The organism is Bifidobacterium aquikefiri (assembly GCF_002259795.1).
GTDB lineage: Bacteria > Actinomycetota > Actinomycetes > Actinomycetales > Bifidobacteriaceae > Bombiscardovia > Bombiscardovia aquikefiri.
In genome coordinates this window covers 12,948-36,349 of the sequence record NZ_MWXA01000006.1, presented here as the reverse complement: position 1 = coordinate 36,349, position 23,402 = coordinate 12,948, and the positions used below count along the sequence as shown (strand labels likewise).

Genomic DNA, 23,402 nt, shown 5'->3' with positions numbered 1-23,402 from the left:
AATCAACGATAAATCAACACTATCATCGAGAAAATCAAATGGAAGCATTTGCACTATGAGCTGCATCACAGTTCATTGAATGTGAAAGGGGAAGGGAGAAACTGTGCAGGATTATGCCTTGGATTGTAGCGAGAATTGATTATTCTCCCACGTCACCATTAGACTGATATGCATTATGGCAGCTTTTACTTCTTTGACCGACAGACTTTCACAGGCATTCAAACACCTGCGTTCCAAGGGAAAACTCTCTGAGTCCGATATTGACGGCACGATCCGAGAAATCCGCCGAGCCCTGCTCGATGCCGATGTTTCGCTTGATGTCGTCCGCTCATTCACCTCGCGCATCCGCGAGCGTGCCCTTGGCGCTGAGGTTTCCCAGGCATTGAATCCTGCGCAGCAGGTCGTGTCCATCGTCAACGAAGAGCTGACAAAGATCCTCGGGGCTGGAGTGGATCGTCCGCTCAACTTCGCGAAGAAACCGCCGACGGTCATCATGCTCGCAGGTCTGCAGGGTGCTGGTAAGACAACGCTCGCCGGAAAACTCGGATACTGGCTGCGCGACACTGGGCATACACCGCTCTTGGTCGCCGCCGATCTGCAGCGCCCGAATGCAGTGACGCAGCTGCAGGTTGTTGGGGCACGTGCCGAGGTTCCCGTATTCGCTCCTGAACCTGGAGTGCAGGCAGAGAGCTCTGATGTTGTCGAACCGGGTAAGGCGACCGGGGATCCTGTAAAGGTTGCCAGGGATTCGATTGCGTTTGCACAAGATAAGCTCTATGACACGGTCATCATCGATACTGCCGGTCGTCTGGGCGTTGATCAGGAGCTGATGCAACAGGCTCAAAACATCCGTAATGCCGTCAATCCAAACGAGATTCTCTTTGTTATTGATGCCATGATTGGACAGGATGCCGTTCAGACTGCCAAGGCTTTCGATGAAGGTGTCGATTTCACGGGTGTCGTGTTGTCGAAGCTCGATGGTGATGCCCGTGGTGGTGCCGCGCTTTCCGTTGCCAGCGTGACTGGCAAGCCGATTCTGTTTGCATCGACCGGTGAAGGCTTGAAGGATTTCGAAGTATTCCATCCTGACCGTATGGCATCGCGAATCCTTGATATGGGTGATGTCCTGACCCTTATTGAGCAGGCGCAGCGCACCTTCGACGAGCAGGAGGCTCGCGAGGCCGCGGCGAAGATGCAGGAGGGCAGCTTCGGTCTCGATGACTTCCTTTCGCAGCTCCAGCAGGTTCGTAAGCTTGGTTCCATGAAGAGTCTGCTTGGCATGATTCCTGGCATGGCTCAGCATCGCAAGGAACTTGAGCAGTTTGATGAACATGAGGTGGATCGTACCGAGGCCATCATCCATTCGATGACGCCTCAGGAGCGTCGCGAACCGAATATCATCAATGGTTCCCGACGAGCTCGCATAGCTTACGGTTCTGGCACCACCGTGTCTGCTGTCAATGGTCTCTTGCAACGTTTTGAGCAGGCAGCCAAGATGATGAAGCGCATGAGCAACGGCTCCCGCAGCATGCCGGGCATGGCCGGCATGCCCGGCATGGGTGGTATGGCTGCGAACGGCTCCAAGCGTGGAGGCAAGAAGAACAAGAAGCACCGTTCAAAGTCGGGTAATCCCATGAAGCGTGAGGCTGAGGAAAAGGCTTTGCGCGATAGGCTTTCTGGCAATGGACCGAAGTCATCCGGCTCTGCTTTTGAGAAAAGTCCTCAGCAGCAGACCTCCGATGGTCTGCCGGATCTGCCACCGAATCTTTCCGGTGGTCTATCGGGGCTCTTTGGTCGTTGATGGCTAACTGCAGATTATCTGTGCTGTTCGGTTCACTTCATACTTTCTAGTTCAGGATGAGCATCATGCTTTGGGTTTTCTATGTGCTAATCGCCTTGTGGATGGCACTGTGGTTCATGCCATACTCCCTCAACGGTGTCAGACCATTGCCGGAATGCATTGCGCTCATCCCTATGCTCACTGTGCCCTTGGTACTGCTGATGGGAATTTCAGCGTTCACCGGGCAGTGGATTCAATGTTATCTGGGATTGATTCTTCTTGTCATTCAGCTGATTTGGTTTGGGGCATCGTGGCTGAATCTGCCAAAATCCGTGCTTCATCTGTTCGGGTTTTCGGAGCGAAGGCGTCGATCGGATTCGTTCGAGCAGAACGAAGCTGACTCTGCACGTCACGTCAGGGCTGGGCAAGATCCGATTGCTGCGCACAATGCCCTGTACTTCAAGGTTATGTCTTTGAATTGTCGCTTCGGTCGCGCAGATGCCGCTGAGTTGCTGACCTATGTGCAATCCGAGAATGTCGATGTTCTTGCCCTGCAGGAAGTGACCCCGGAATTGATCGAAAGACTTGACAAGGCAGGCATCGGACTCGATATGCCATACAGGTCGTTGGGCAGCCCCTCTCCGCAGGATAATGGTGGATCGAATGCCCTGTTCTCCCGTTTGAAACCGGTCGAGCAGTCGGCATCATCCGTTGACATTCTTGCTGCAAACATTCCCACATTGTCCATTGAGGTGGCCGGCAAGCGCATTCGTTTTGCCTCCGCTCATCCAAAGTCGCCTGGGCGGGGTGGGCGGTTCTGGCAGATTGGTATAGAGCGTCTTGCTGGATTTTCGAAGCGCATCACATCGCTGCATGAAGTCCATGATGTATCGCATGCGAAAGATCTCCCTTCATACAGTCCTGCGCCTCAGGACACGGTGGTCATGGGCGATTTGAATTCAAGCCTGTACCATCCGGTTTTCCGACACTTGATTCGCACTTCGGGGCTTTCCGATGCCGCGTATGAGATACGTGCCGGATTCCACCCGACATTCCCATCTTCATGGAAATGTGTGCCCGCGATGCTTGAAATTGACCATGTGCTCCTCACCGAGGGTGTAGTTGCGCACGCTGTTTCGACGATGGTGATTCATGGATCTGACCATCGGGCTTTGATGGCATCAATCTCAATCGTGTGATGGAGATGCCGCGCATATGTGCGCATGCTGAAGATATCAACAGAGGCGATTGGCATGTTGACCATGCCTGTGCCTATAATTGCACACTGTTATTCATGCGAACGGCGCCCTCTAAACCCGTTTCTCATGAGGACACGCTGAACAACCGATGTGCCCCACACATCCGGCTCGTGAAGCACCCTAATGTACAAGGAGAGCCATTTTGGCAACCAAGATTCGTTTGAAGCGCCTGGGTAAGAAATTCTATGCCTTCTATCGCGTAGTTATCGTTGATTCACGCAAGAAGCGTGATGGCGAGGTCATTGAAGAAATCGGCGTTTACGATCCGAATAAACAACCTTCGTTGATCCAAATCGATTCAGAACGAGTGCAGTACTGGCTCGGCGTTGGCGCACAGCCATCCGAACCTGTTTTCAAGCTGCTGAACATCACTGGTGATTGGCAGAAGTTCAAGGGTCTTCCAGGTGCCGAAGGCACGTTGAAGATGCCAGAAGGCCACAAAGATGCTGCAACACGCATTGACGAGGCTGACAAGTCCGCACAAAAGCTGAAGGCAGCCAAATCCGAGAAGGAAGCCAAGGCCAAGGCAGAGGCAGAAGCAGCGAAGACTGCCGAAGCTCCAGCCGAGGAAGCTGCCGCTGAGGAGAAAGCCGAGTAAATCATGTTGGCACAGGCTGTCGAGCATCTTATTCGCAACATCGTCGATTTTCCCGATGATGTGTCAGTGAAGTCTCACGAGAACAATCGCGGCGAACTGCTGCGCGTTCGGGTCAATCCTGAAGATATCGGTCGAGTCATCGGCCGCAGCGGTCGCACGGCGAATGCCATCCGCACCATCATTCAGGCGTTGGCAGATCATAAGGTTCGCGTAGACATCATGGATGTTCGAAAGTAAATGTCTAGCGTGAGCGGTTTGAACCACAGCAATGAATTTGCAAACGAAAACCCTCAGCAGCGTGAGTTGCTGAGGGTTTGTCGTATAGGTCGTGCACAAGGCATCAAGGGTGAGGTGAATGTTTGGGCATTCACCGATGAGCCGGAACTGCGTTTTGCCCCTGGAGCGGTCCTTATCGATTCGCACGACAAGGAATTTCGAGTAATCAAGTCACGACAATTCAAAAAGCGTTGGATTATTCTGTTTGAACATGTGTCTGACAGGAATGCCGCAGAGGCATTGAATGGTACTGAACTGTATTGCGAGGCCGATTCAGCGGAAGAGATGGAAGACGAAGAAGCCTGGTATCCCTCCGATCTGATTGGTCTTGAAGTTCGTCTTGATTCACAGTATTGCGAAGAGCATGAGCTCGATGCCGGAGTTTCGATCGCTCAGGTGAGCGATGTACTGGATGGGGTTGCCCAATCGTTGCTTGAGTTGAAGTCTATTGATGCTGATGCTGAAGCAGACGGGCCGGTGAGCGTGCTGATTCCCTTCGTCGAAGAAATCGTTCCTGAAATCGACCTCGAACATGGCTATATTCGTATTGATCCGCCGAGTGGGCTGCTTCCTGATGCAATGCTTGATGCGGCAAAGAATGGTTAAGTGTATTTGCGATGAAGATTGATATTGTATCCGTGTTTCCAGAGTATTTTGATGTGCTGAATCTGAGTTTGCTGGGTAAGGCGCAGGAACATGGCTTGCTTTCAATTGATACGCATGACTTGCGCGATTGGACCCACGATGTTCACCATTCGGTTGACGATACGCCCATTGGTGGTGGAGCCGGCATGGTGATGAAGCCCGAAGTGTGGTCCGAATGCCTCGATTCACTGCTTGGCGTTACCTATGACGCAAGTGATGCACGTGACGTGAATGATGCAAAGCATGCACCGAGTCTAGCGGATATCGAGTCCGCTGACGATGCAGAGTATGCACTGAGCGCTATCGATCCGGCACCGGGAACCACAATCATATTTCCCAACCCATCGGCTCCATTATTCACACAGGATGACGCACAGGAGTTGTCACAGCAGAAGAGACTGATTTTTGGATGTGGCCGATATGAAGGATATGATGCCCGAATTCCGGCATATTATTCGGCTCAAGGCTACGATTTTCGTGAGTATTCGATAGGCGATTACGTGCTCAATGGGGGAGAGGTTGCCGTCTCTGCGATGGTTGAGGCAATCACACGTTTGTTGCCGGGATTCATGGGCAACCCCGATTCCATCGTCGAGGAATCCTACACTGGCAAGCAGGCACTCTTGGAATACCGCCAATATACCCGCCCTGCGCAGTGGCGTGGTCGAGACGTACCCGATATTCTGCGTAGCGGCGATCATGCCAAGGTCGACCGCTTCCGCCGTGATGAGGCATTGGTGCGCACCGCCAACATCCGCCCAGACCTCATCGAACAGCTCCGCGTCGAAGACCTCGACAAGGTCGACCGCAAACTTCTGACAAGCCTGGGCTGGGACCTCACCCACAACTATCCCGAGTCCCACTGAAATGTGAATGGTGCATTGGTGTGCGACGACTAGCGTATTATCGTCGTCAACAACTGCTGACGTATTTAGGGGAATGTGCCCTAATCCCGAATAAGAAGGATTTCGTATGCACCAGCCAATGGAACATCAGGGGGTTTCATCGCAGCCCCTGTCTTTGACCAGAAATCAACGTTTAGATCGTCTGCCTATCAATCGTGCCCACAAAAAACTACTGATATCTTCTGGGATCGGATGGGCGTTCGATGCCATGGATGTAGGCCTCGTTTCCTTTGTGGTTGCTGCGTTGGCCAGCGACCCCCATTTCCAGCTCTCATTGAGTGAACGCTCCTGGGTGCTGTCCATCGGGTTCGTGGGTATGGCGATAGGTGCTGTCCTCGGTGGATTCCTTGCCGATCGCATAGGCAGAAAAAGCGTGTTCACTGCCACGTTGATGATCTTTGGCATAGCCAGTGCCGGTATGGCAGTGTCAACGACGCTCCTGGCGCTGCTGTTGGCAAGATTTGTCATTGGGCTTGGACTGGGCGCAGAGCTTCCGGTGGCATCCACCCTGGTCAGCGAGTTCTCTCCGACTGCATACCGTGGAAGAATGACGGTTCTGCTTGAATCGTTCTGGGCAATCGGCTGGATTCTTGCGGCGGCAATAGGCTATTACGTCATTCCGGGAACGGGAGATTGGGGTTGGCGTTGGGCTTTGCTCATTGGCGCTGCACCCTTGCTCTATGCCATTGTCGCAAGAGTGCATATTCCCGAATCGGTACGCTACCTGGAATCCAAAGGTCTGGATGAGCGAGCCGAGAAGGCTGTCCGGTACTTCGAACGAGCTGGAGGTGTTGACCCCGTTGAGTCCCCTCGGCAGACCCCGTTGACCAGGATTCCTACAAGAACGCTGTTCGCAAGGCAATACCGTCGCAGAACAGCGGCAATCTGGGTGACATGGTTCTTTGTCAACTTCGCATACTACGGGGCTTTCACATGGATGCCATCACTGTTGAGCGAACAATTCGGTTCTTTGACAAGCTCTTTCGGATACTCCCTGATCATTGCACTTGCTCAATTGCCGGGGTATTTTCTGGCGGCATGGCTGGTGGAAGTCTGGGGTAGAAGGCGTACGCTATGCATTTTCCTGGCGGTATCGGCCTTGTCGGCCTTGCTGTTTTCGCAGGCGGATTCGGTTCCTCAAGTACTTGGATTCGGTATGTTATTGTCTGCGGCGAACCTTGGTGCCTGGGGAGTGTTGTATGCAGTGACACCAGAGATATATCCGACGCGTCTGCGTGCTGCGGCTGCTGGAGCGGCGGCATCGGTGGGACGGTTGTCGGCGATTGCGGCACCGCTGTTGGTGCCTTTCTTCCTTAAGCTGAGCAACGGTGAGAAGACACTGACATTTGTTGTCTTTTGTGTCGCCTTCGCACTCGCATGTGTCAGTTCATTGATGCTCCCTGAACGCAAAGGCGAGCAGCTGGAAGACTGAGTGTTCTCACCTCGATACCTCCACGGGTTGTGCCTTGGAAGTCGCTTTGTGATCGAAAGTAGTAACAAAGCGACTTCCAAGGCACAACCCGTGTGCAGAATGTCCGAACGATTACTCGGCATGTTCGATGTAGAAGACTTTGGTTTCGCCGTAATTTTTTATCTGCGTGGCGAACCAGTTGGTGGGGAGTGCGGGGTCTGGGGTGCGATCGGAGCGCTCTAACACAATGACCGTGCCGTCATTGACCAAGGTGCTCGATACGAGCGATTGCAGAAGCTCCTCGCAGTTTTCGGAGGAATACACATAGGGCGGGTCGATGAAAATCAGATCGAATCCTGGCTCTGCATTCTCGGGGTTTTCGGTCGCTTCGCCGTGAGGTTCTGAAGTTGCAGCTCCATGCTCCTGCGTATGTGACCGTACAAACTTTTCTGCCTGAGTCTGCACCGTTCTTGCACTGGTATTGCCATCCCAGCTTGAAAGCTTTCTCAACCGGGAGAAGGTGTTGCGAAGCAACGATCCGGCCTGACCCGCAGATTCGACCGATACGAGTCCGATGGCACCGCGGGAAAGTGCCTCGATGCCCAGGGCTCCTGTGCCTGCAAATAGATCGAGTACCTGAGCATCCTGAACCTGACCATACGATTCGAGATGAGAGAAAATGCCCTCTTTGGCACGGTCGGTCGTCGGTCTGGTCCCTGATTTTGGTACGGTGAGCTGAAAGCCCTTATACCTGCCTGAAACGATTCTCATATGAATGTTCCTTCAAATGTTCTTTCATCAGCGCTTGGTTTGGCTTATCTTGCTTTACTCCATGCTCCAGCTTGATCCGCTTGGCGTATCCTCAATCACGATTCCCGCCTTGCCAAGCTCGTCGCGAATCGTATCGGCCTGTGCAAAATCCTTGTTTTTTCGGGCCTCTGCACGCTTCGCGAGCTGTTCGCCTATCAAGGCATCCAAGGCAAGGTGCTCCTGGCTGGAAGCGTCACCCGGGGTATCGCTTCCAAGCCATTGCGCGTGTAACGGGTCGAGTCCGAGCACATCAAGCATTGCACGAAGCTGTATGACCAGCGCACGCAATTGTGAATTGACATTCGGCGTTCTTGCTCCATCGAGCAATGCGTTGCCTTGCCGAATTGTGGTAAAGATACTTGCCGTAGCGCCGGATACATTGAAATCTTCGTTCATGGAGCTTACAAACTCAGCGGGAAGCTCGGTAACAGGCAATGCAGCGACATCATCAGTTGATATAGGTGTATGAATCAGGGCATCCGCACGGTCGATGAAGTTCATGATTCGCTCATGGGCACGTTCGGCTTCGCTGAGCGTTTGATCGCCCCACTCGAGCATGGAGCGATACTGCACCGAGGCCATGGCGTAGCGAACCACCCATGCCGAATGCTCGGCCAGAATGGAATCCACCGAAAGCCCATTGCCTAAGGATTTGCTCATCTTCTCGCCTTTTGCGGTGACCCACGCCGAATGCATCCAATGGTGGGCGAAGCCCCAGCCTGCAGCCTTGGATTGGGCCATTTCATTTTCATGATGCGGGAAACGTAGATCCAACCCTCCACCGTGGATGTCAAAGTCAGCACCAAGATATCGATGGCTCATCGCGGAGCATTCGAGATGCCACCCTGGGCGACCGATGCCAAAGGGTGTCTTCCAACGGGCGGTCTGAGGATCGGTGGCCTTTGGCGACTTCCACAGAGCGAAGTCACGAGGATCATGCTTGTCTTCTGAAAGATCTGCGGCATCGACTGGATTATATTTGTCATCACCATGCTGATCGACGCTTGGACCCATCTTATCGGCCACTGCGGCGCTATCATCGGCTGCCTGGGTTCCTGCCTGCTGGTGGGTGAGTTCGCCATATTGAGGCCACGATGGTACATCGAAATAAACATTGCCAGAGGGTTTGCCATCGGCATCGGGAACCACGTATGCATGGCCATTGTCAAGAATGCGCTGAATCAGATCGATCATGTCAGTAATATGGCCGGTTGCACGCGGCTCATAGCTTGGAGCGAGCACGCCGAGTCTTTCGTATGCGTGTGTGAACTCCCGCTCATAGATATACGCACGCTCCCACCATTGCTGACCTGCTGCCCTTGATTTATCAAGGATCTTGTCATCGATATCGGTGACATTGCGTATGAAGAGGACTGTGTATCCCAAGCGCATGAACCAGCGTCGAATCACATCGAAAGCCACCGCGGCACGAATATGTCCGATGTGCGGGGAGCTTTGGACGGTTGCTCCGCAAACATAGATGCCAACCACGCCGGGGTGAATAGGGGTGAATGGCGTTATCTGATGTGTCGCAGTGTCATACAGTCTCAGTCGAGGTACTTGAGAAACACTGGAATCATGCGGTTTATGGCTATCTGTCATACATACGAGGGTATTATCGTTGGCCGACATACCATTCTTGGTGACTTACATTGTCACATCGCTCTTGCGCGCATCGCGCAAACGCAATCCGAAGCGAGCCCATGACACATTCAGTTACTACATTGGAGTCCAGTTTAGAGAAGGTGAGACAATGGAGACTATGGCAAAATCAAAGGTTCTCATACTCCAGCATGTTCCCTGGGAACGTCCGGGTCGAATTCTCGAAACCCTCGATGATGTCGGTCTGGACACGCAGACGCTCAACATCGTTGATGAGAAGAAGCCTGATTTGCCTGATTTCAAAGAAGTCTCTGGGCTTGTGATCATGGGCGGACCTATGGGCGCACTTGATGTCGAGAAGCATCCTGGTCTGAAGACCGAGGCAAAACTCGTGCGCGCATCTGTCAGTGTCGGCAAGCCGGTCCTGGGCATATGCCTGGGGCACCAGATCATCGCCACGGCTCTTGGAGGAAAACTTAGCAGCAGTGCTGTTGATGAACTCGGATTTGCCCCTATCAAACGCCTTGACCAGCATGATTATTTTTCAATGTGGAATAAGGATGTCAATGTGCTGCATTGGCATAGTGATGTAGTTGGGCTGCCTGAGGGAGCTCAACTGCTTGCACGTTCGGAGAAGACAAAGGTTCAGGCTTTTCGCTTTGCCTCGGCGTTGGGATTGCAGTTCCATATGGAAGTGAATCTTGCCATGCTTGAAGAATGGCTTTCGGAGCCTGCTATGTCAGGAGAACTGAGCAAATCCGACAAGAAAAAGATGATTTCAGACTTTAACGAATACAATCCGCAGCTTCTTCCACTCGCCGACTCGGTCTTCAACGGCTTCGCCGCTCGCTGCTCCACATATTCAGCGTTTCTGGAAGAACACTAAGCGTTGCTGAGCGAGTATTTCATACTGGAAAATGCTCAATACGAATAACTCTGGCAGAGAAGAAACGAGGGCTATTGGCACAGATGTGTGTGGGGAATCGTTTCCTAGCCCTTGTGGGAGTGGGTGTTGCTCCTGTTTTATATTTTTTACGCTGGTATAACGGCACTGCACGAAAGTATATGTGAAACATGCAGTGAGACGTTCTCCCGACTGGGGTTTAGGCTGGCTGATAATCCTGCGTGACCTGGGAGTCGTGAAATCAACCCGGTACCCGCATTGCGGCACCACCATGCATCGCAACACAACCACAAGAGCAGGAACGACCCAATGTCGATGCCCGCCATCCCAACCATCCCCGCGTCCCTTGTCACCCCGACCGAATCCACATCCCTTGTTATCCCCACAATCTCCACCTTCCCTGTCACCCGAGCGAATCCACATCCCTAGTCACCCTGAGCGAATCCGCCTCTCTTGTCATCTCGACCGAATCCGCCTTCCTTGTCATCTCGAGCGAGCGGAGCGAGTCGAGAGATCTCATCCTTGCGAGCATCAACAGCGAAGATCCCTCGACTCGCTGCGCTCGCTCGGGATGACGATAATGTTGTCGTTCATACGGCCGACTCTGACGATAATGTTGTCGTTCATACGGCCGACTCTGACGGTGGTGCATACAGCGTTGACAAGTCCATACGACCGACTCGTCCCGCTCGCTCGGAATGACGGGATAGGCGAGCTTTCAATCTCTGCATACCAGTCAGTCACCTGTATACCAATCAGTCACCTGCCCGCCATCAGCAGCGATCAATGCCGCACCTAGTGCAATCAGAGTCGAACATTCACACGATTGACCTCATGTCGAGCTATATTTGAACATCATGCCTGTTTATGACCTTGGATTAGAACACGTTTCTCTGAGCTTTGCCACCACCAATGTTTTTACCGATGTGACGCAAGGCGTTTTTGAAGGCGACCGAATCGGAATTGTTGGTCGCAATGGTGGCGGAAAATCAACGCTCCTCCAGATGCTCGCCGGTCTGCAGCAACCCGACGATGGGCGAGTTACCAAACGCAACGGTCTTACCTTCGGACTTTTGGATCAGCGCGATCCCTTGGATGACAACCAGACGATTCGTCAGGCAGCTCTTGAGAACCGTGAAGATTATGAGTGGGCGGCAGATGCATCGTCCCGCGATATCGTTGAAGCCCTGCTTGGTGGTTTGCGCCTGGACACCAAGATCGGTGAGCTTTCCGGTGGTCAGCGACGACGTGCGGATCTGGCTCGTCTGTTGCTTCATGATTGGGATATTCTTGCGCTCGATGAGCCTACCAATCATTTGGACATCGTTACGATTCACTGGCTTGCCGAGCATTTGAAAAGTCGTTGGTCGAATGGTAGCGGCGCACTGCTGCTCGTCACTCACGATCGGTGGTTCCTTGATGAAGTCTGCGAAAGCATGTGGGAGGTACATGACGGTTCCATTGACCCGTTCGAGGGCGGTTACAGCGCTTATATGTTGCAGCGCGTTGAGCGTGACCGGCAGGCCAACGTCGCAGAGACCAAGCGGCGCAACCTTGCAAGAAAAGAACTTGCCTGGCTGACTCGTGGTGCAAGGGCTCGGGCCACCAAGCAGAAATTCCATGTGAAGGCGGCGAATGAGCTGATAGGCGATGTGCCTCCCATGCGAAATACGCTGGAACTCAGACAGATGGCGACGTCGCGTCTCGGCAAGCAGGTTGTGGATCTCAAGCATGTTACGCAGATCTATGCCGAGGCAGACAATCATGAGAACGAATCCGACATGATTCCATCTCCTTATGCCACTCCAACCGTTGAAGCTTCGGTGAAGATCACGGTTGATGAGGCACGCGCGAACGGATCGCAGACCGTCGCTGATTCCAGCTCATATGACACCACCAGCGAAGATGTTTCTGCTGCGAAAAGCATTGTGGTGACCGGTAAACGCATACTCAACGACGTTACCTGGCTCATTGGGCCCGGAGACAGAATCGGCATCGTTGGGGCCAACGGTGCTGGAAAATCAACGCTGTTGCGTATCCTCGATGGCACCCTTGAACCAACCAAAGGCCATGTGAAGATTGGCAAGACCGTCAAGTTCGCAGTGCTCACCCAGAGGCTTGATGAGCTTGAGAAACTCGGGAAATATAGAATCAAGGAGATCCTGAGCCGGTATAAGGCAAGCTACGTTGTCGATGGCAAAGAGGTCACTCCCGGCCAACTCATGGAGCGTCTCGGATTTGAGTCGGCTCAGCTTATGACGCGCATTCAGGATCTTTCCGGTGGACAGAAGCGCCGTATGCAGCTGCTGTTGATTCTTCTTGATGAACCGAATGTGCTGGTCATGGATGAGCCGGGCAACGACTTGGACACCGACATGCTTGCAGTTATGGAGGACTTGCTGGATACGTGGCCCGGCACCCTGATTGTGGTTTCTCATGATAGGTACCTGCTCGAGCGGGTGACCGATCAGCAATTCGCGCTTTTTGATGGCAAGGTGAGGCATCTGCCCGGGGGAGTGGATGACTACCTCCATATGGTTGAATCAGGAGCCGCTGGAGCTGCTTTAGAAACAGATGGCGAAACCGGGCATGATGCAGATGCCTCAATGGCTGGAGCGGCAGAAGAAGCCCGTGAAGATGCTAAGGCGGAACGTGTGGCAAAGCGCGATGCGGCAAAGCGTGTCTCGGCCATTGAGAGAAAAATGTCCAAATTGGAAGATAGCAAAAAGAAGATTGAACAGCAGATGGCTGATCATGATCCTTCCGATTATGAAGGTCTGAACAAGCTCAATGCACAACTTGAAGCCGTGACGAAGGACAATGCCGCTTTGGAAGATGAGTGGCTCACCTTGAGCGAAGCAATTGCCTGATGCCGGAGGTGTGTCCTTTCCCCCCGTGTCATTTCGGACGCTTGGTGTCTCCCCTTCCCTTGTAATCTCAGGTGCTTGGTGCCTCTCATTCCCTTGTCATCTCGAGCGGAGGCGTAGCCGTAGTCGAGAGATCTCCGCTTTTAGGATCGGCTCCCCCCTACTGGAATCCAACAACGGAGATCCCTCGACTCGCTGCGCTCGCTCGGGATGACGGGGGAACGGGGTTTCACTCGCTCGGGACGGGGGAACGGGGTTTTACTCGGTATAACAGGCAAGGCGATGAGCCAAAATCGCGTATTAACGCCCGGTGACAGTCGAACCAACAACCTTTTCACTTAAGGCCTTTGGGCCGCGGGTCATGGCCACAGCTCCCGAACGTACGAGTTCAATGATGCCGTAGTTGTGAAGCAGACCGAGTAGGGCATCGAGTTTGCCGCCCGCGCCGGTTGCCTCGATGGTCAACGACTCAGGATGCACATCCACCACACGCACGCGGAAAAGCTTGACGATTTCGAGCACATCGGAACGATTGCGCTCATTCGCGGCGACCTTGATCAGTACGAGTTCACGCTCAACAGTGTTGTCTGGATCGAGTTCGACGATCTTGAGTACATGGAGCAGCTTGTTCAGCTGCTTGATGACCTGCTCAAGCGGCACAGCCTCGACATCTGCGGTAACCGTGATGCGCGAGATATCATCGCGTTCGGTTGGAGAAACTGAAAGCGAATTGATGTTGAATGCACGCCGGGCAAAGAGCCCCGCAACACGGGCAAGTACGCCGGGACGGTTCTCAACGAGCACGGAAAGCGTGTGACGGCCGGAGCCAATCTGTGACACTGGATAATTCACCATGATGCTCAGCCTTCCTTCTTGGTCGTTGAAGAGCCCGTTGTACCAGAGCTCACTGCTGCCTGCGTGTCGTCTGCATTCGATTCCAGGGCTTCGGTATGCTGCTCCGGGGTGTGGTGAAGTGGCATCACACCGGGCTTATACATCACATCGTCGTTGGAGCGACCCGCCGGAACCATCGGCCAGACCATCGCATCCTTCCATACACGGAAGTCAATGATCACGGTGCGATCATTCGTGGCATTGGCAAGATCGATTGCTTCCAATGCCTGTTCCTTTGTGAATGCACGAATGCCGAGACACCCATATGCCTTCGCCAATGTCACGAAGTCTGGGATATCCACAACCGAGTCATCGTGTTCACCGGCGAGACCGTCTTCGAGATTGGTCTTCGAATAGTGTTTGTCATAGAACAGTGTTTGCCATTGACGAACCATGCCATATACGGAGTTGTTCAGAATGGCGATTTTTAGTGGTGTGTGCTCGAAGAATGTTACAGCCAATTCCTCTGAGGTCATTTGGAAGCTGCCGTCACCGTCGATAAGCCATACTGGTTTTTTGCCGGCAAAGTCACGCTGAGATCCGATTTCGGCGCCAATTGCTGCTGGCAGGCCATACCCCATCGTTCCCAGACCACCTGATGATACCCAAGTGTGCGTTTTCTTAAAATCGATGATTTGGCTGGCCCACATCTGATGCTGTCCTACACCGGAAACCCATATCGTATCGGGAGATGATTTTTTCGAAAGCTGCTCCACGACCCACTGAGGGGCCAGAGTGCCGTCTGAGGGCTCGTCGTAGCTCAACGGATAGCTTTCGCGCCACGTATCGATGGTTTTCCACCATGAATCGAGTTCGGGCTTTCCGTGGACGCTCTGCAGTCGTTCAATCTCTGGAATAAGATCGTCCAATACCTGGGATACGTCGCCGACAATCGGTACATCGGCATGACGGTTCTTACCAATCTCTGCCGGGTCGATATCGATGTGGATCACGCGTGCAGAGGGCGCGAATTCATCAACATTGCCGGTGACGCGGTCATCGAAGCGCGCTCCGATGGCGACGAGCAGATCACAGCGCTGTACTGCTGCGGTTGCCGCCACCGTACCGTGCATGCCCAGCATGCCTAGCACAGCATGATCTGAATCGGGAACTATGCCTCGCGACTGCAGCGTGGTGACGATCGGTGCTCCGGTGAGCGCTGAGAGTTGCTTGACCTCGCGTGAGGCATCGGACCGCACGGCTCCTCCGCCCACATACAGTACGGGGCGATATGAGGTGGTGAAAAGCTTGGCAGCATCGGTCAATACATGTCCATGCGCCTTGGTTGTTGGGTTGTAACCGGGAAGAATCATGCGTTGCGGCCACGAATACCGCATGTCGCCTGTCTGTGCGGTCTTCGTCAAATCCACGACCACAGGTCCAGGACGACCGGACTTCGCAATATAGAACGCCTCCGTGAGCACGCGAGGAATGTCTTCGGCATTGGTTACCAGGAATGAATGCTTCGCAACCGGATAGGTGATGCCTACAATGTCGGCCTCTTGGAACGCATCGGTTCCTATGGAGGAAACGTTGACCTGGCCAGTAATGACGACAAGAGGAACCGAATCCATCATCGCATCTGCGATAGGGGTAACCATATTTGTCGCTCCAGGGCCGGATGTCACCAGGCAAACGCCAACACGTCCGGTGGTTACGGCGTAACCTTCCGCAGCGTGCCCTGCGGCCTGTTCATGACGCGACAGAATGAAGCGGAAAGCCGTATCATCATTGATTGCATCATAGGTGGGCAGAATGTATCCACCGGGAATGCCAAAGACATCCTCTACGCCTAAATCGACCAACGAACGCACCAGTGCCTGTGCGCCAGTCATCGATTCGCCATTGCTGACGGAGTTTTTTGCAGAATGGTTAGCTGAGTCGTCTGGGGTGTTGGGAACCCCACTGAATGCCTGTAGAGGCGTGGGCAAAACCATGATTTCCTCTCACATAGATGTACGCAAGCAACGTACACTTGTCTAAATTGTTTCGCGGAATTTCGAACGTCAGCATGCTTGTCCGATTGTGGAACTTGTGGTTCCAGCGTATCGGTATGAAGCCAGATGACGCGCACTTTTGCATTCATCCTAGTGTAGGTTACCGGACGGCGGAAATCGCTCACATGTCATATAGCGGATAGGATAATGCAAGTACACCAAAATCCTCATTGTGCGAGGTAATGCTACTGAGATTTTCGAGTTTTGTGGCAAGTGGTGAGTATAAACGCTCACGAATGGCTTTCTGCCCTCCCAAATCAACGATTTCAGCGCTGTATGCTCAAGAATTGCGGGCTATAGGCACAGGAGTGTGGGTTTTAAGTCTCTGCTGGTGTGTCGGCGTGTAGTTCGTTCCAGTCGATGCCATGCTCCTCTCCCGTCATTCCGAGCGAGCGCAGCGAGTCGGTCGTATGAACGACAACACCATTGTCATCCCGAGCGAGCGGAGCGAGTCGAGGGATCTTCGCTGTTGATGCTCGCAAGGATGAGATCTCTCGACTCGCTGCGCTCGCTCGAGATGACAAGAGAGGCGGATTCGCTCAGGGTGACGAGGGATGTGGATTCGGTCGGGGTGACAAGGGACGCGGGGATGGTTGGGATGGTTGGGATGGCGGGCATCGACATTGGGTCGTTCCTGCTCTTGTGGTTGTGTTGCGATGCATGATGGTGCCGCAATGCGGGTACCGGGTTGATTTCACGACTCCCAGGTCACGCAGGATTATCAACCAGCACAAACCCCAGTCGGAAGAACGTCTCACGGCAAGTTTCACACACTTTCGTGCCGTGCCGTTATTCCAGCGTAAAAATTATAAAACAGGAGCAACATCCACTCCCACAAGAACTAGGAAACGATTCCCCACACACTTCTGTGCCAATAGCCCAGAAGTGCCACAAAACTCGAGAAACTCGGTTACACGATCACGATAATGACGGTTGTTCGTGTTTCTTAGCGTCCAAAAGCTTCCATGCAACCTCTGCTGCAGCCAATTGAGCTTTGCGCTTGCTGCTTCCCGTGGCTTGGGCAAGAATCTCGGTGGAATCGCCAAGCATGACTTCAGCCGTGAACGTCTGTTGGAATTCTGGTCCTGAAACCTTCATGCGATAATGCGGTTCTCCAAGATCCATATGATGAGCCTTCACCGTCAGCGAGGTTTTCCAGTCGAGCGCGGGGCCTTCGGTCGCGACCTCGGCCAAGGTGTCGTCAACCAGGCGATGAACGACCTTGCGGCCGCCTTCGATGCCATGCTCAACGAACACAGCTCCAATCAAAGCCTCGACGGTATCGCAGAGAATGGAGGATTTGTCGGCACCGCCACTTGTGGACTCGCCAACACCAAGAAGAATGTATGGCCCAAGCTTGAGCTTGGTGCGTGCTATTGCAGACAGCGCCTCCTCGGAAACCGCTTTTGCACGCATCTTGGCAAGCTGACCTTCATTCATGTCAGGATGAGTTTTGAACAGCGTTTCGGTGGACACCAGTTCAAGTACGGCATCGCCAAGAAATTCCAGGCGTTCATTATTCGGCAAACCATGGTGCTCGTTGGCGAATGAACGATGAGTGAGGGCATGAACCAGCAACTCTGGGCTCACTGTGCACCCAAGTGCCTCCAGCAGCTCGTCAGGCCCACTGGGAGCCTTGGGCTGCTTAATCGAGCCATGTGGCTGTTCTGCGGAGTCAATGGAAATCGTAGAGTCAAGTCGACCCGCACTGTCGTTGTGTTCTTGCGGTGACATCTGTTCCTGCTGAGACATGAAACCTCCTGAAAAGAAACAAAAACCCCGCCACCCGTCGATGGCAGGGTTTCATTGATGAGCATCAAAGCTCTTCATTACTTGCTGAAAACTGACTTCACAGCATCTTGATAGACACGACCGCGGAATGAACCGCAGCTTGGGCAAGCCATGTGTGGCAACGTTGCCGCGCCGCAGTTAGGGCAGGTGACAGTCTGTGCTGCTGATGCTTTCCAATTGGCGCGACGCGAATGTGTATTTGCGCGCGAAGTCTTATACTTTGGCAGTGCCATAATTTCCTCTATTTCGATTAATCGATAGTGCTTAAGCGTTCAGTATCCTAGCGCATGATGTGGATTTTGTCATATCGAAGTCCAAAATTCCTGCACCCTTTACCTCTATGTCGCCTGCCTTATACGCTTACTTGTCGGGATGCCCGTTCTCAAGCTGCTCTTTCAAGCCTTCGAGACCAGCCCAGCGAATATCCGTCACATCGTGGCGGTGATCGGGGTAATCATTCAGGTTGATGCCACATTGCGGGCATAATCCAAGGCAATCCTCACGGCACAATGGCTGCAAGGGGAGTGCCTCAACGAGATTGTCACGAATCAGGGCCTCGACATCGGCGTAGGCCGAACCTGCCGAGAGTGGATACGTGTCTTCCGATTCGTCTTCCTCTGCCACGATATCGACGTTTTCGTCGCGGTTCGCAGAGAGCGACTTCAGCGCTGCGCGTCCTGCCACTTCCGAATTGTAGGGGAAGAAGGCCATTGCATCGACATGCCAGTCCTTGTTGATCTGTTTCAGGCAGCGAATGCATTCGGCGTGTACCGGCGCAGTGATCTGAGCGTTCAAGATAAGACCATCGGCGATGGAATCGAAGCTGCCTTGCACATGAACCTTTGAGCCTTCATCGACGCCGATGATGTGGTCACCAATACCACTTGGCGCAGGGCAATCAAGGTCAACGGGCTTGCTCTGCCCTGCTCTGCTGGCCACCTGTGCCACAGAGATCGACCATGGTGAATCTTCTGGTCTACTCATATCATTTCCCTCCGGCATCTATGCGATCAACGCGACAAGCTGTAACTTCACCGCGCCTGATTGCGCTCATGCTGCTCAGATTCCTGCTGCGCCTTCTGCTGGCGCTCCTCAAGGACTCTGAGTCCCGCCTGAACATCCTGCTGAATCTTGTTAAGCTGCTCGTCCAGGTCATTCATCACTCTGATGGAATAGCGATCAGCTCCTGAAGAGAGTGTAGACGCTTTTGTGCGCGCCGTGTCGAGGATGACCTTCGACTTCTGTTCGGCAATGGCAACCACATTCTCTTGACCGGCAAGGAACTGGGCCTGCTCCTTGGCTTCTCGCACGGTATCGGCTGCCCTGCTCTGAGCGCTTGCAATGATTGCATTCGCCTGTGTTCGGGCATTGCGCAGCCTGCGTTCGGATTCTCGCATCAACGCAGATGCACGCTCAAGCTGAACCGGCAGCATCTTTTTCAATTCCACTATGCTGTTGGAGAACTCGTGTTTGTCAATCTTCACAATTCCAGGTGTGAAGAGGCCAGCCTTGGCCTCGTCGAGTGTCTGCTGCATCGTGTCGATAATGTCATAGACCGTCGTGAACTCCGCGTGGGATGAATCTTCATCATTGTCATCGAATGACTGATTCTCGTGGCGCTCGCTCATGTCAGGCAGCGATTCAGGTGAGAAAAGAGGCTTTGGATTGGGCGAAGGGACTGATCCAGACTGTGAACCAGACGATGTTGCCGGCACGAATCCCGTTGCTTCGTCATCCGTGCTTTCGGCGTGCGGTCGAAATGCCGCATATGGATCGTTGCCTGAAGCAGCAGATTCAGCGGGAATGCTTCTCGCCGACACTGGGCTTGGCACTGGTGCCGGATTGCCCTGAGCATGTTCCGAACCGTGCTCCGCAGCGGCGGAAGACTCGGACTCTTCTTCAGGTTCTGGTGCCGGAGCAGCTGTGGGTGCCTGCAACGAATCAGCAACATTACGGACCTGAGACTCGCCCGTATCATCGTTCACAATATCGCCATCAACACCTTCGCTCTGTGCACCAGTGACATCGCTGCCGTTGTTGACCAAGCCATCGTTGCCTGTGCTATCTGTCATATTGAACTCTTTTCGCTGTTAAGTGCCTGCTGCAGCATGGAAACAACAGAATCAGGAACCATGCCGGTGACATCACCACCATGCCTGGCAACATCCTTGACGATCGAACTGGAAATATGCTCACGTACCGGATCTGCTGGGAGAAACAGCGTTTCTACCTGAGCAAGTTTGCGGTTCACCAGAGCCATCCCCAGCTCTGCCTCATAATCGCCATTTTGTCGTAATCCCTTTACGATAACCGATGCACCGACCTGTAGGCAATAATCGGTGATCAATCCGTTGGTAGCAACGACCTTTACATCGGCGTATCCATCGTCGTCCAACGCCCTGCGAATCATCAGCACTCGTTCTTTATCGGTGAACAACGGGGTCTTCGCTGCATTTGCGGCCACAACGACGTGGACTTCGCAGAAGAATTTGCTGCATCGTTCTATAACATCCATATGCCCTGATGTAACGGGGTCATATGAGCCTGGGCACACTGCAATAGTCATATAAAATAGATTAGCGCGTTTGGTGCCGTACCGCGGTACGGATGACACCGCGTGATTCGCATGGGTGAATTGATTTCTCTTCAAGCTTTCAGGTGTGCAATCAGGAATTGCTTCTAAGATAGAGACATGACCATGATGATTGAATCAGCAGCTGATGAGTTGCGCATAATGAACGCGCAAGATCCCGAGTCGCCGCTTTCCGATCCTGACCAGTCCACTGGAACTGCCGTTCTGGAGCGTCCTGAGACCAATGAGGAGACGAAGAAGTCCGATGACGGCGATGCGGATCGGTTTGCCCATTACGTTTCGAGAGAGCGCATTGCCGAGTCGAGACTCACAGGTAGGCCCGTCGTGGCATTGTGCGGCAAGGTATGGGTGCCGAAGCACGACCCTTCACAATACCCCGTTTGCCCAGACTGCAAGCGTATCTATGAGGAAATGCATCACTGAGCGGCAGGTATCCGGCCGCAACTCAGTGTGTTTCGGCTGCTGCGGAAATCCGATCAATCCGTTGCAGTTCCTCGTCACTGAAGCTTGTATTCTTCAATGCGCCGATGTCGTCGAGAATCTGTGACGGCTTTGAGGCACCTATCAGCACGCTTGTGACGAGCCCGTCCTTAAGAATCCATGCGAGTGCCATTTCGGCGAGGCTTTGACCACGATCTGAGGCGATTGCATTGAGCTCACTGATTCTATGCACGGTGTCATCGGTGATTGCCGATGACTTCAAGAACCGTCCGTCTCGAGCGATGCGGCTATCCGCAGGGATTCCATGAAGATAGCGGTCAGTGAGTAGACCTTGCGCAAGAGGACTAAAGGTGATGATGCCTTTGCCAAGCATGCTTGCGGTTTCTTTCAGACCATTGTGCTCAATGGTTCTGTCAAATATCGAATAACGATTCTGATTGATGATGAACGGGCAATGCAGTTCATCAAGGATTCCTGCCGCCCGTGCCATGGTTGCACCGTCGTAGTTTGAAAGTCCTGCATAGAGCGCCTTGCCGCTTTTCACGGCCGTATCCAAAGCTCCCATGGTCTCTTCCAAAGGTGTTTCCGGGTCCATGCGGTGGTGATAGAAAATGTCGACATAGTCGAGTCCAAGCCTTTCAAGGCTTTGATCCAGACTGGCGAGCATGTATTTGCGGCTTCCGCCATCGCCATAAGGGCCATTCCACATGCGGTAGCCTGCCTTGGTGCTGATGACGAGTTCGTCCCGGTAGTGTCCCAGACCCAGACCGAGTATGTGACCAAGGTTGCGCTCGGCGCTGCCATTCGATGGACCATAGTTATTGGCGGCATCGATATGGGTGATCCCATTGTCGAAAGCCGTATAGATCAATTCCTCCATGCGATCCAGTGCAGCGGCATCACCGAAATTATGCCAAAGTCCGAGCGAGACCTGCGGCAGCTTCAGACCGCTGTTTCCGGTGCGATGGTAGTGCATCGCATCGTAGCGGTTCTCCCTTGGCTCAATGTGGCCGTTGCTGTATTGGATCGAAGTATGCGTTGATTGTGGCTGCTGTGATGGCTGTGTCATTGTTCACCCCATTGTGCTGGATACTGTGTTGGATACTGAACGTCAGATAGTGCGTGTCCAATGCCTCATGTCAAATGCCATGTGGAATTATGCATGAGGCATCGGATATGGTATGCACCTGGTCTAGAGAATCGTGATTTCGGTTGGAATTGCAGGATCACCCTTCATCAGGCTCTGTGCGGTTATTGGCAGTTCGTGCAAGGCCTGTGCACGATGTTCCTGGGCTGTGATGATGGCATCATTGCCCTGATACTCGTTGTTGACTTCACCGTTGACCACATAGTCGACCAGAAGATTGCGCCAATCGTCGTTGGGTTCATATGTTGCAAGCTGATCTTCCGAACCAGAAATGATGTGTTCGCAATCAGCCAGATTATATTCGTATGATCGATATGCGAGTTTGCGACCTGGCACGTTGCCCTTGTTCTTGGACCTCTTGGCAACGGGCTGCATGATGCCAGCGCTGTTCTCGCGCTCGGTCAATTTATAGACCATGCCGCAGGTGGGAGCTCCCGAACCGGTGACGAGCATGGTGCCGACGCCATATGAATCAACCGGAGCGGTTTGCAGGGCGGCAAGGGCGTATTCGTCCAGATCGTTGGTCACTGTAATCTTCGTGTTGGTGGCTCCCAGAGCATCCAGTTGATTGCGTACTCGCTGGGCAAGGGAGGCAAGATCGCCAGAATCGATTCGTACGCCGCCCAATGCCGGTCCGGCGACTTCGACGGCAGTTTTTACTGCGCTTTCGATGTCATAGGTATCGGTGAGCAGTGTGGTTGCGACACCGAGAGCATCGATCTGCGAAGTGAATGCCTCCTTTTCGCTGTCGTGCAGCAGCGTGAAGCTATGCGCCGCCGTGCCGATGGCATGGAGGCCATAGAGCTTTGCAGCCAGCAGGTTCGCAGTCCCCTTGAATCCGCCGACAACGGCTGCTCGTGCTGCACTGACTGCGGCCCATTCATTGGCTCTACGTCCGCCCATATCCATGCATGGACGGCTGCCGGCGGCGGAAACCATGCGAGATGCAGCCGAAGCCACTGCAGAATCATAATTCAAGATGGAAAGCAGCAGCGTTTCCAGCAGCGTGCATTCTGCAAAGCTGCCCTCAACCTGAAGAATCGGCGAATCCGGGAAGAACATTTCACCCTCGCGGTATCCGCGGATGGTTCCGGAAAAGTGGAAGTTTTCAAGCCACTTCGCACTCTCTTCGCTTATCACCTTGCGATTTCTCAGGAATGCCAGATCCTCGTCGGCAAGATGAAAATGTGCCAGAGCATCAAGAATTCTGCCGGTTCCTGCCAGCACCGCGTAGCGTCTGCCCTCAGGCAGATGCCTCGTATAGATCTCGAACACGCAGTTGCGGTTTGCGGTGCCATCTTTCAATGCCGCATCGAGCATGGTGTATTCGTACATGTCGGTCATCAATGCCGGCGAATAATCGTCGGTAAATCCGCGAGAAGCGACCATTCCAATCCCCACTTTTCTTAAGTAGCGCTACCACAGAAGAATACTCAGACTGTGCGATGATGTCATGAACGATGGGGTTAAGCGTGGGTTATG

23 protein-coding genes are annotated in these 23,402 nt (G+C 53.3%); 11 read left to right on the top strand and 12 right to left on the bottom strand.

Features of this window, described 5'->3' with window-relative positions:
• Nucleotides 1-175: 175 nt before the first annotated feature.
• The 7 genes from ffh to BAQU_RS07085 all read left to right on the top strand — a co-directional run bounded on the left by ffh (nucleotide 176) and on the right by BAQU_RS07085 (nucleotide 6,895).
• Nucleotides 176-1,801 carry a signal recognition particle protein gene (gene ffh, locus BAQU_RS07115; RefSeq protein WP_094694183.1) on the top strand — a complete coding sequence of 542 codons (1,626 nt, stop codon included), beginning with the start codon at nucleotides 176-178 and terminating at the stop codon, nucleotides 1,799-1,801.
• Nucleotides 1,802-1,866: 65 nt separating this feature from the next.
• Nucleotides 1,867-2,979 carry an endonuclease/exonuclease/phosphatase family protein gene (locus BAQU_RS07110; RefSeq protein ID WP_158215668.1) on the top strand — a complete coding sequence of 371 codons (1,113 nt, stop codon included), beginning with the start codon at nucleotides 1,867-1,869 and terminating at the stop codon, nucleotides 2,977-2,979.
• A gap of 202 nt (nucleotides 2,980-3,181) precedes the next feature.
• Nucleotides 3,182-3,637, top strand: coding sequence for a 30S ribosomal protein S16 (gene rpsP / locus BAQU_RS07105; protein ID WP_094694179.1), 456 nt, complete (start codon nucleotides 3,182-3,184; stop codon nucleotides 3,635-3,637).
• Between the two features lie 3 nt (nucleotides 3,638-3,640).
• Complete coding sequence (locus tag BAQU_RS07100) at nucleotides 3,641-3,874, top strand: RNA-binding protein (protein ID WP_094694178.1); 234 nt, start codon at nucleotides 3,641-3,643, stop codon at nucleotides 3,872-3,874.
• Nucleotides 3,875-4,519 carry a ribosome maturation factor RimM gene (rimM, locus tag BAQU_RS07095; protein ID WP_094694176.1) on the top strand — a complete coding sequence of 215 codons (645 nt, stop codon included), beginning with the start codon at nucleotides 3,875-3,877 and terminating at the stop codon, nucleotides 4,517-4,519.
• A gap of 11 nt (nucleotides 4,520-4,530) precedes the next feature.
• A complete protein-coding gene (gene trmD, locus BAQU_RS07090; protein WP_094694174.1) occupies nucleotides 4,531-5,424 on the top strand; it encodes a tRNA (guanosine(37)-N1)-methyltransferase TrmD in 894 nt (297 codons plus the stop codon).
• Between the two features lie 106 nt (nucleotides 5,425-5,530).
• A complete protein-coding gene (locus BAQU_RS07085; protein ID WP_244568477.1) occupies nucleotides 5,531-6,895 on the top strand; it encodes an MFS transporter in 1,365 nt (454 codons plus the stop codon).
• Nucleotides 6,896-7,006: 111 nt separating this feature from the next.
• On the opposite strand, the gene BAQU_RS07080 is transcribed toward BAQU_RS07085, so the two are convergent.
• Nucleotides 7,007-7,645, bottom strand: coding sequence for an RsmD family RNA methyltransferase (locus BAQU_RS07080; RefSeq protein WP_094694172.1), 639 nt, complete (start codon nucleotides 7,643-7,645; stop codon nucleotides 7,007-7,009).
• A gap of 54 nt (nucleotides 7,646-7,699) precedes the next feature.
• Nucleotides 7,700-9,286, bottom strand: coding sequence for a cysteine--tRNA ligase (gene cysS / locus BAQU_RS07075; RefSeq protein WP_094694289.1), 1,587 nt, complete (start codon nucleotides 9,284-9,286; stop codon nucleotides 7,700-7,702).
• Nucleotides 9,287-9,446: 160 nt separating this feature from the next.
• On the opposite strand from cysS, the gene BAQU_RS07070 reads away from it, so the two are divergent.
• The 3 genes from BAQU_RS07070 (at nucleotide 9,447) to BAQU_RS07060 (ending at nucleotide 13,060) form a co-directional block, all read left to right on the top strand.
• Nucleotides 9,447-10,172, top strand: coding sequence for a type 1 glutamine amidotransferase (locus tag BAQU_RS07070; RefSeq protein ID WP_094694170.1), 726 nt, complete (start codon nucleotides 9,447-9,449; stop codon nucleotides 10,170-10,172).
• 540 nt (nucleotides 10,173-10,712) lie between these two features.
• The gene (locus BAQU_RS07065; RefSeq protein ID WP_094694168.1) at nucleotides 10,713-10,892 is read left to right on the top strand and encodes a hypothetical protein; all 180 of its coding nucleotides are present in this window, start codon (nucleotides 10,713-10,715) and stop codon (nucleotides 10,890-10,892) included.
• A 155-nt stretch (nucleotides 10,893-11,047) separates the two neighbouring features.
• Nucleotides 11,048-13,060, top strand: a complete 2,013-nt coding sequence (locus BAQU_RS07060) for an ABC-F family ATP-binding cassette domain-containing protein (RefSeq protein WP_094694166.1) — start codon at nucleotides 11,048-11,050, stop codon at nucleotides 13,058-13,060.
• 297 nt (nucleotides 13,061-13,357) lie between these two features.
• On the opposite strand, the gene ilvN is transcribed toward BAQU_RS07060, so the two are convergent.
• The 8 genes from ilvN to coaD form a co-directional block, all read right to left on the bottom strand.
• A complete protein-coding gene (gene ilvN, locus BAQU_RS07055; protein WP_094694164.1) occupies nucleotides 13,358-13,912 on the bottom strand; it encodes an acetolactate synthase small subunit in 555 nt (184 codons plus the stop codon).
• Nucleotides 13,913-13,917: 5 nt separating this feature from the next.
• The gene (locus BAQU_RS07050; RefSeq protein WP_094694162.1) at nucleotides 13,918-15,888 is read right to left on the bottom strand and encodes an acetolactate synthase large subunit; all 1,971 of its coding nucleotides are present in this window, start codon (nucleotides 15,886-15,888) and stop codon (nucleotides 13,918-13,920) included.
• Between the two features lie 489 nt (nucleotides 15,889-16,377).
• The gene (locus BAQU_RS07045) at nucleotides 16,378-16,566 is read right to left on the bottom strand and encodes a hypothetical protein (RefSeq protein WP_158215667.1); all 189 of its coding nucleotides are present in this window, start codon (nucleotides 16,564-16,566) and stop codon (nucleotides 16,378-16,380) included.
• 300 nt (nucleotides 16,567-16,866) lie between these two features.
• Nucleotides 16,867-17,700 (bottom strand): ribonuclease III, encoded by an 834-nt coding sequence (rnc, locus tag BAQU_RS07040; RefSeq protein ID WP_244568476.1) that lies wholly within the window; start codon nucleotides 17,698-17,700, stop codon nucleotides 16,867-16,869.
• Nucleotides 17,701-17,777: 77 nt separating this feature from the next.
• Entirely contained in the window at nucleotides 17,778-17,972 is a 195-nt protein-coding gene (gene rpmF, locus BAQU_RS07035) for a 50S ribosomal protein L32 (RefSeq protein ID WP_094694158.1), read from the bottom strand.
• A gap of 127 nt (nucleotides 17,973-18,099) precedes the next feature.
• Nucleotides 18,100-18,723, bottom strand: a complete 624-nt coding sequence (locus BAQU_RS07030) for a YceD family protein (RefSeq protein ID WP_094694156.1) — start codon at nucleotides 18,721-18,723, stop codon at nucleotides 18,100-18,102.
• Nucleotides 18,724-18,770: 47 nt separating this feature from the next.
• The gene (locus BAQU_RS07025; RefSeq protein ID WP_094694154.1) at nucleotides 18,771-19,811 is read right to left on the bottom strand and encodes a hypothetical protein; all 1,041 of its coding nucleotides are present in this window, start codon (nucleotides 19,809-19,811) and stop codon (nucleotides 18,771-18,773) included.
• Complete coding sequence (gene coaD, locus BAQU_RS07020) at nucleotides 19,808-20,305, bottom strand: pantetheine-phosphate adenylyltransferase (RefSeq protein ID WP_094694152.1); 498 nt, start codon at nucleotides 20,303-20,305, stop codon at nucleotides 19,808-19,810. Before coaD ends, BAQU_RS07025 begins: the two co-directional genes overlap by 4 nt.
• Before the next feature lie 168 nt (nucleotides 20,306-20,473).
• On the opposite strand from coaD, the gene BAQU_RS07015 reads away from it, so the two are divergent.
• On the top strand, nucleotides 20,474-20,755 hold the full coding sequence (locus BAQU_RS07015; protein ID WP_169713287.1) for a DUF3039 domain-containing protein: 282 nt from the start codon (nucleotides 20,474-20,476) through the stop codon (nucleotides 20,753-20,755).
• 22 nt (nucleotides 20,756-20,777) lie between these two features.
• On the opposite strand, the gene BAQU_RS07010 is transcribed toward BAQU_RS07015, so the two are convergent.
• Both BAQU_RS07010 and BAQU_RS07005 read right to left on the bottom strand, forming a co-directional pair.
• Nucleotides 20,778-21,749 carry an aldo/keto reductase gene (locus tag BAQU_RS07010; protein WP_244568482.1) on the bottom strand — a complete coding sequence of 324 codons (972 nt, stop codon included), beginning with the start codon at nucleotides 21,747-21,749 and terminating at the stop codon, nucleotides 20,778-20,780.
• Between the two features lie 216 nt (nucleotides 21,750-21,965).
• Nucleotides 21,966-23,309, bottom strand: a complete 1,344-nt coding sequence (locus BAQU_RS07005; RefSeq protein ID WP_094694146.1) for a nicotinate phosphoribosyltransferase — start codon at nucleotides 23,307-23,309, stop codon at nucleotides 21,966-21,968.
• Nucleotides 23,310-23,402: the final 93 nt, after the last annotated feature.

What these genes read in the sequence shown, in the direction of transcription:
- coaD (WP_094694152.1), bottom strand. Translation starts at nt 20,305, where the DNA reads ATGACTATTGCAGTGTGCCCAGGCTCATATGACCCCGTTACATCAGGG.
- BAQU_RS07025 (WP_094694154.1), bottom strand. Translation starts at nt 19,811, where the DNA reads ATGACAGATAGCACAGGCAACGATGGCTTGGTCAACAACGGCAGCGAT.
- rpmF (WP_094694158.1), bottom strand. Translation starts at nt 17,972, where the DNA reads ATGGCACTGCCAAAGTATAAGACTTCGCGCGCAAATACACATTCGCGT.
- rimM (WP_094694176.1), top strand. Translation starts at nt 3,875, where the DNA reads ATGTCTAGCGTGAGCGGTTTGAACCACAGCAATGAATTTGCAAACGAA.
- ffh (WP_094694183.1), top strand. Translation starts at nt 176, where the DNA reads ATGGCAGCTTTTACTTCTTTGACCGACAGACTTTCACAGGCATTCAAA.
- BAQU_RS07010 (WP_244568482.1), bottom strand. Translation starts at nt 21,749, where the DNA reads ATGCACTACCATCGCACCGGAAACAGCGGTCTGAAGCTGCCGCAGGTC.
- BAQU_RS07050 (WP_094694162.1), bottom strand. Translation starts at nt 15,888, where the DNA reads ATGGTTTTGCCCACGCCTCTACAGGCATTCAGTGGGGTTCCCAACACC.
- rnc (WP_244568476.1), bottom strand. Translation starts at nt 17,700, where the DNA reads ATGTCTCAGCAGGAACAGATGTCACCGCAAGAACACAACGACAGTGCG.
- BAQU_RS07005 (WP_094694146.1), bottom strand. Translation starts at nt 23,309, where the DNA reads ATGGTCGCTTCTCGCGGATTTACCGACGATTATTCGCCGGCATTGATG.
- ilvN (WP_094694164.1), bottom strand. Translation starts at nt 13,912, where the DNA reads ATGGTGAATTATCCAGTGTCACAGATTGGCTCCGGCCGTCACACGCTT.
- trmD (WP_094694174.1), top strand. Translation starts at nt 4,531, where the DNA reads ATGAAGATTGATATTGTATCCGTGTTTCCAGAGTATTTTGATGTGCTG.
- BAQU_RS07100 (WP_094694178.1), top strand. Translation starts at nt 3,641, where the DNA reads ATGTTGGCACAGGCTGTCGAGCATCTTATTCGCAACATCGTCGATTTT.
- BAQU_RS07030 (WP_094694156.1), bottom strand. Translation starts at nt 18,723, where the DNA reads ATGAGTAGACCAGAAGATTCACCATGGTCGATCTCTGTGGCACAGGTG.
- BAQU_RS07080 (WP_094694172.1), bottom strand. Translation starts at nt 7,645, where the DNA reads ATGAGAATCGTTTCAGGCAGGTATAAGGGCTTTCAGCTCACCGTACCA.
- BAQU_RS07085 (WP_244568477.1), top strand. Translation starts at nt 5,531, where the DNA reads ATGCACCAGCCAATGGAACATCAGGGGGTTTCATCGCAGCCCCTGTCT.
- BAQU_RS07110 (WP_158215668.1), top strand. Translation starts at nt 1,867, where the DNA reads ATGCTTTGGGTTTTCTATGTGCTAATCGCCTTGTGGATGGCACTGTGG.
- BAQU_RS07070 (WP_094694170.1), top strand. Translation starts at nt 9,447, where the DNA reads ATGGCAAAATCAAAGGTTCTCATACTCCAGCATGTTCCCTGGGAACGT.
- cysS (WP_094694289.1), bottom strand. Translation starts at nt 9,286, where the DNA reads ATGACAGATAGCCATAAACCGCATGATTCCAGTGTTTCTCAAGTACCT.
- BAQU_RS07060 (WP_094694166.1), top strand. Translation starts at nt 11,048, where the DNA reads ATGCCTGTTTATGACCTTGGATTAGAACACGTTTCTCTGAGCTTTGCC.
- BAQU_RS07045 (WP_158215667.1), bottom strand. Translation starts at nt 16,566, where the DNA reads ATGCCCGCCATCCCAACCATCCCAACCATCCCCGCGTCCCTTGTCACC.
- BAQU_RS07015 (WP_169713287.1), top strand. Translation starts at nt 20,474, where the DNA reads ATGAACGCGCAAGATCCCGAGTCGCCGCTTTCCGATCCTGACCAGTCC.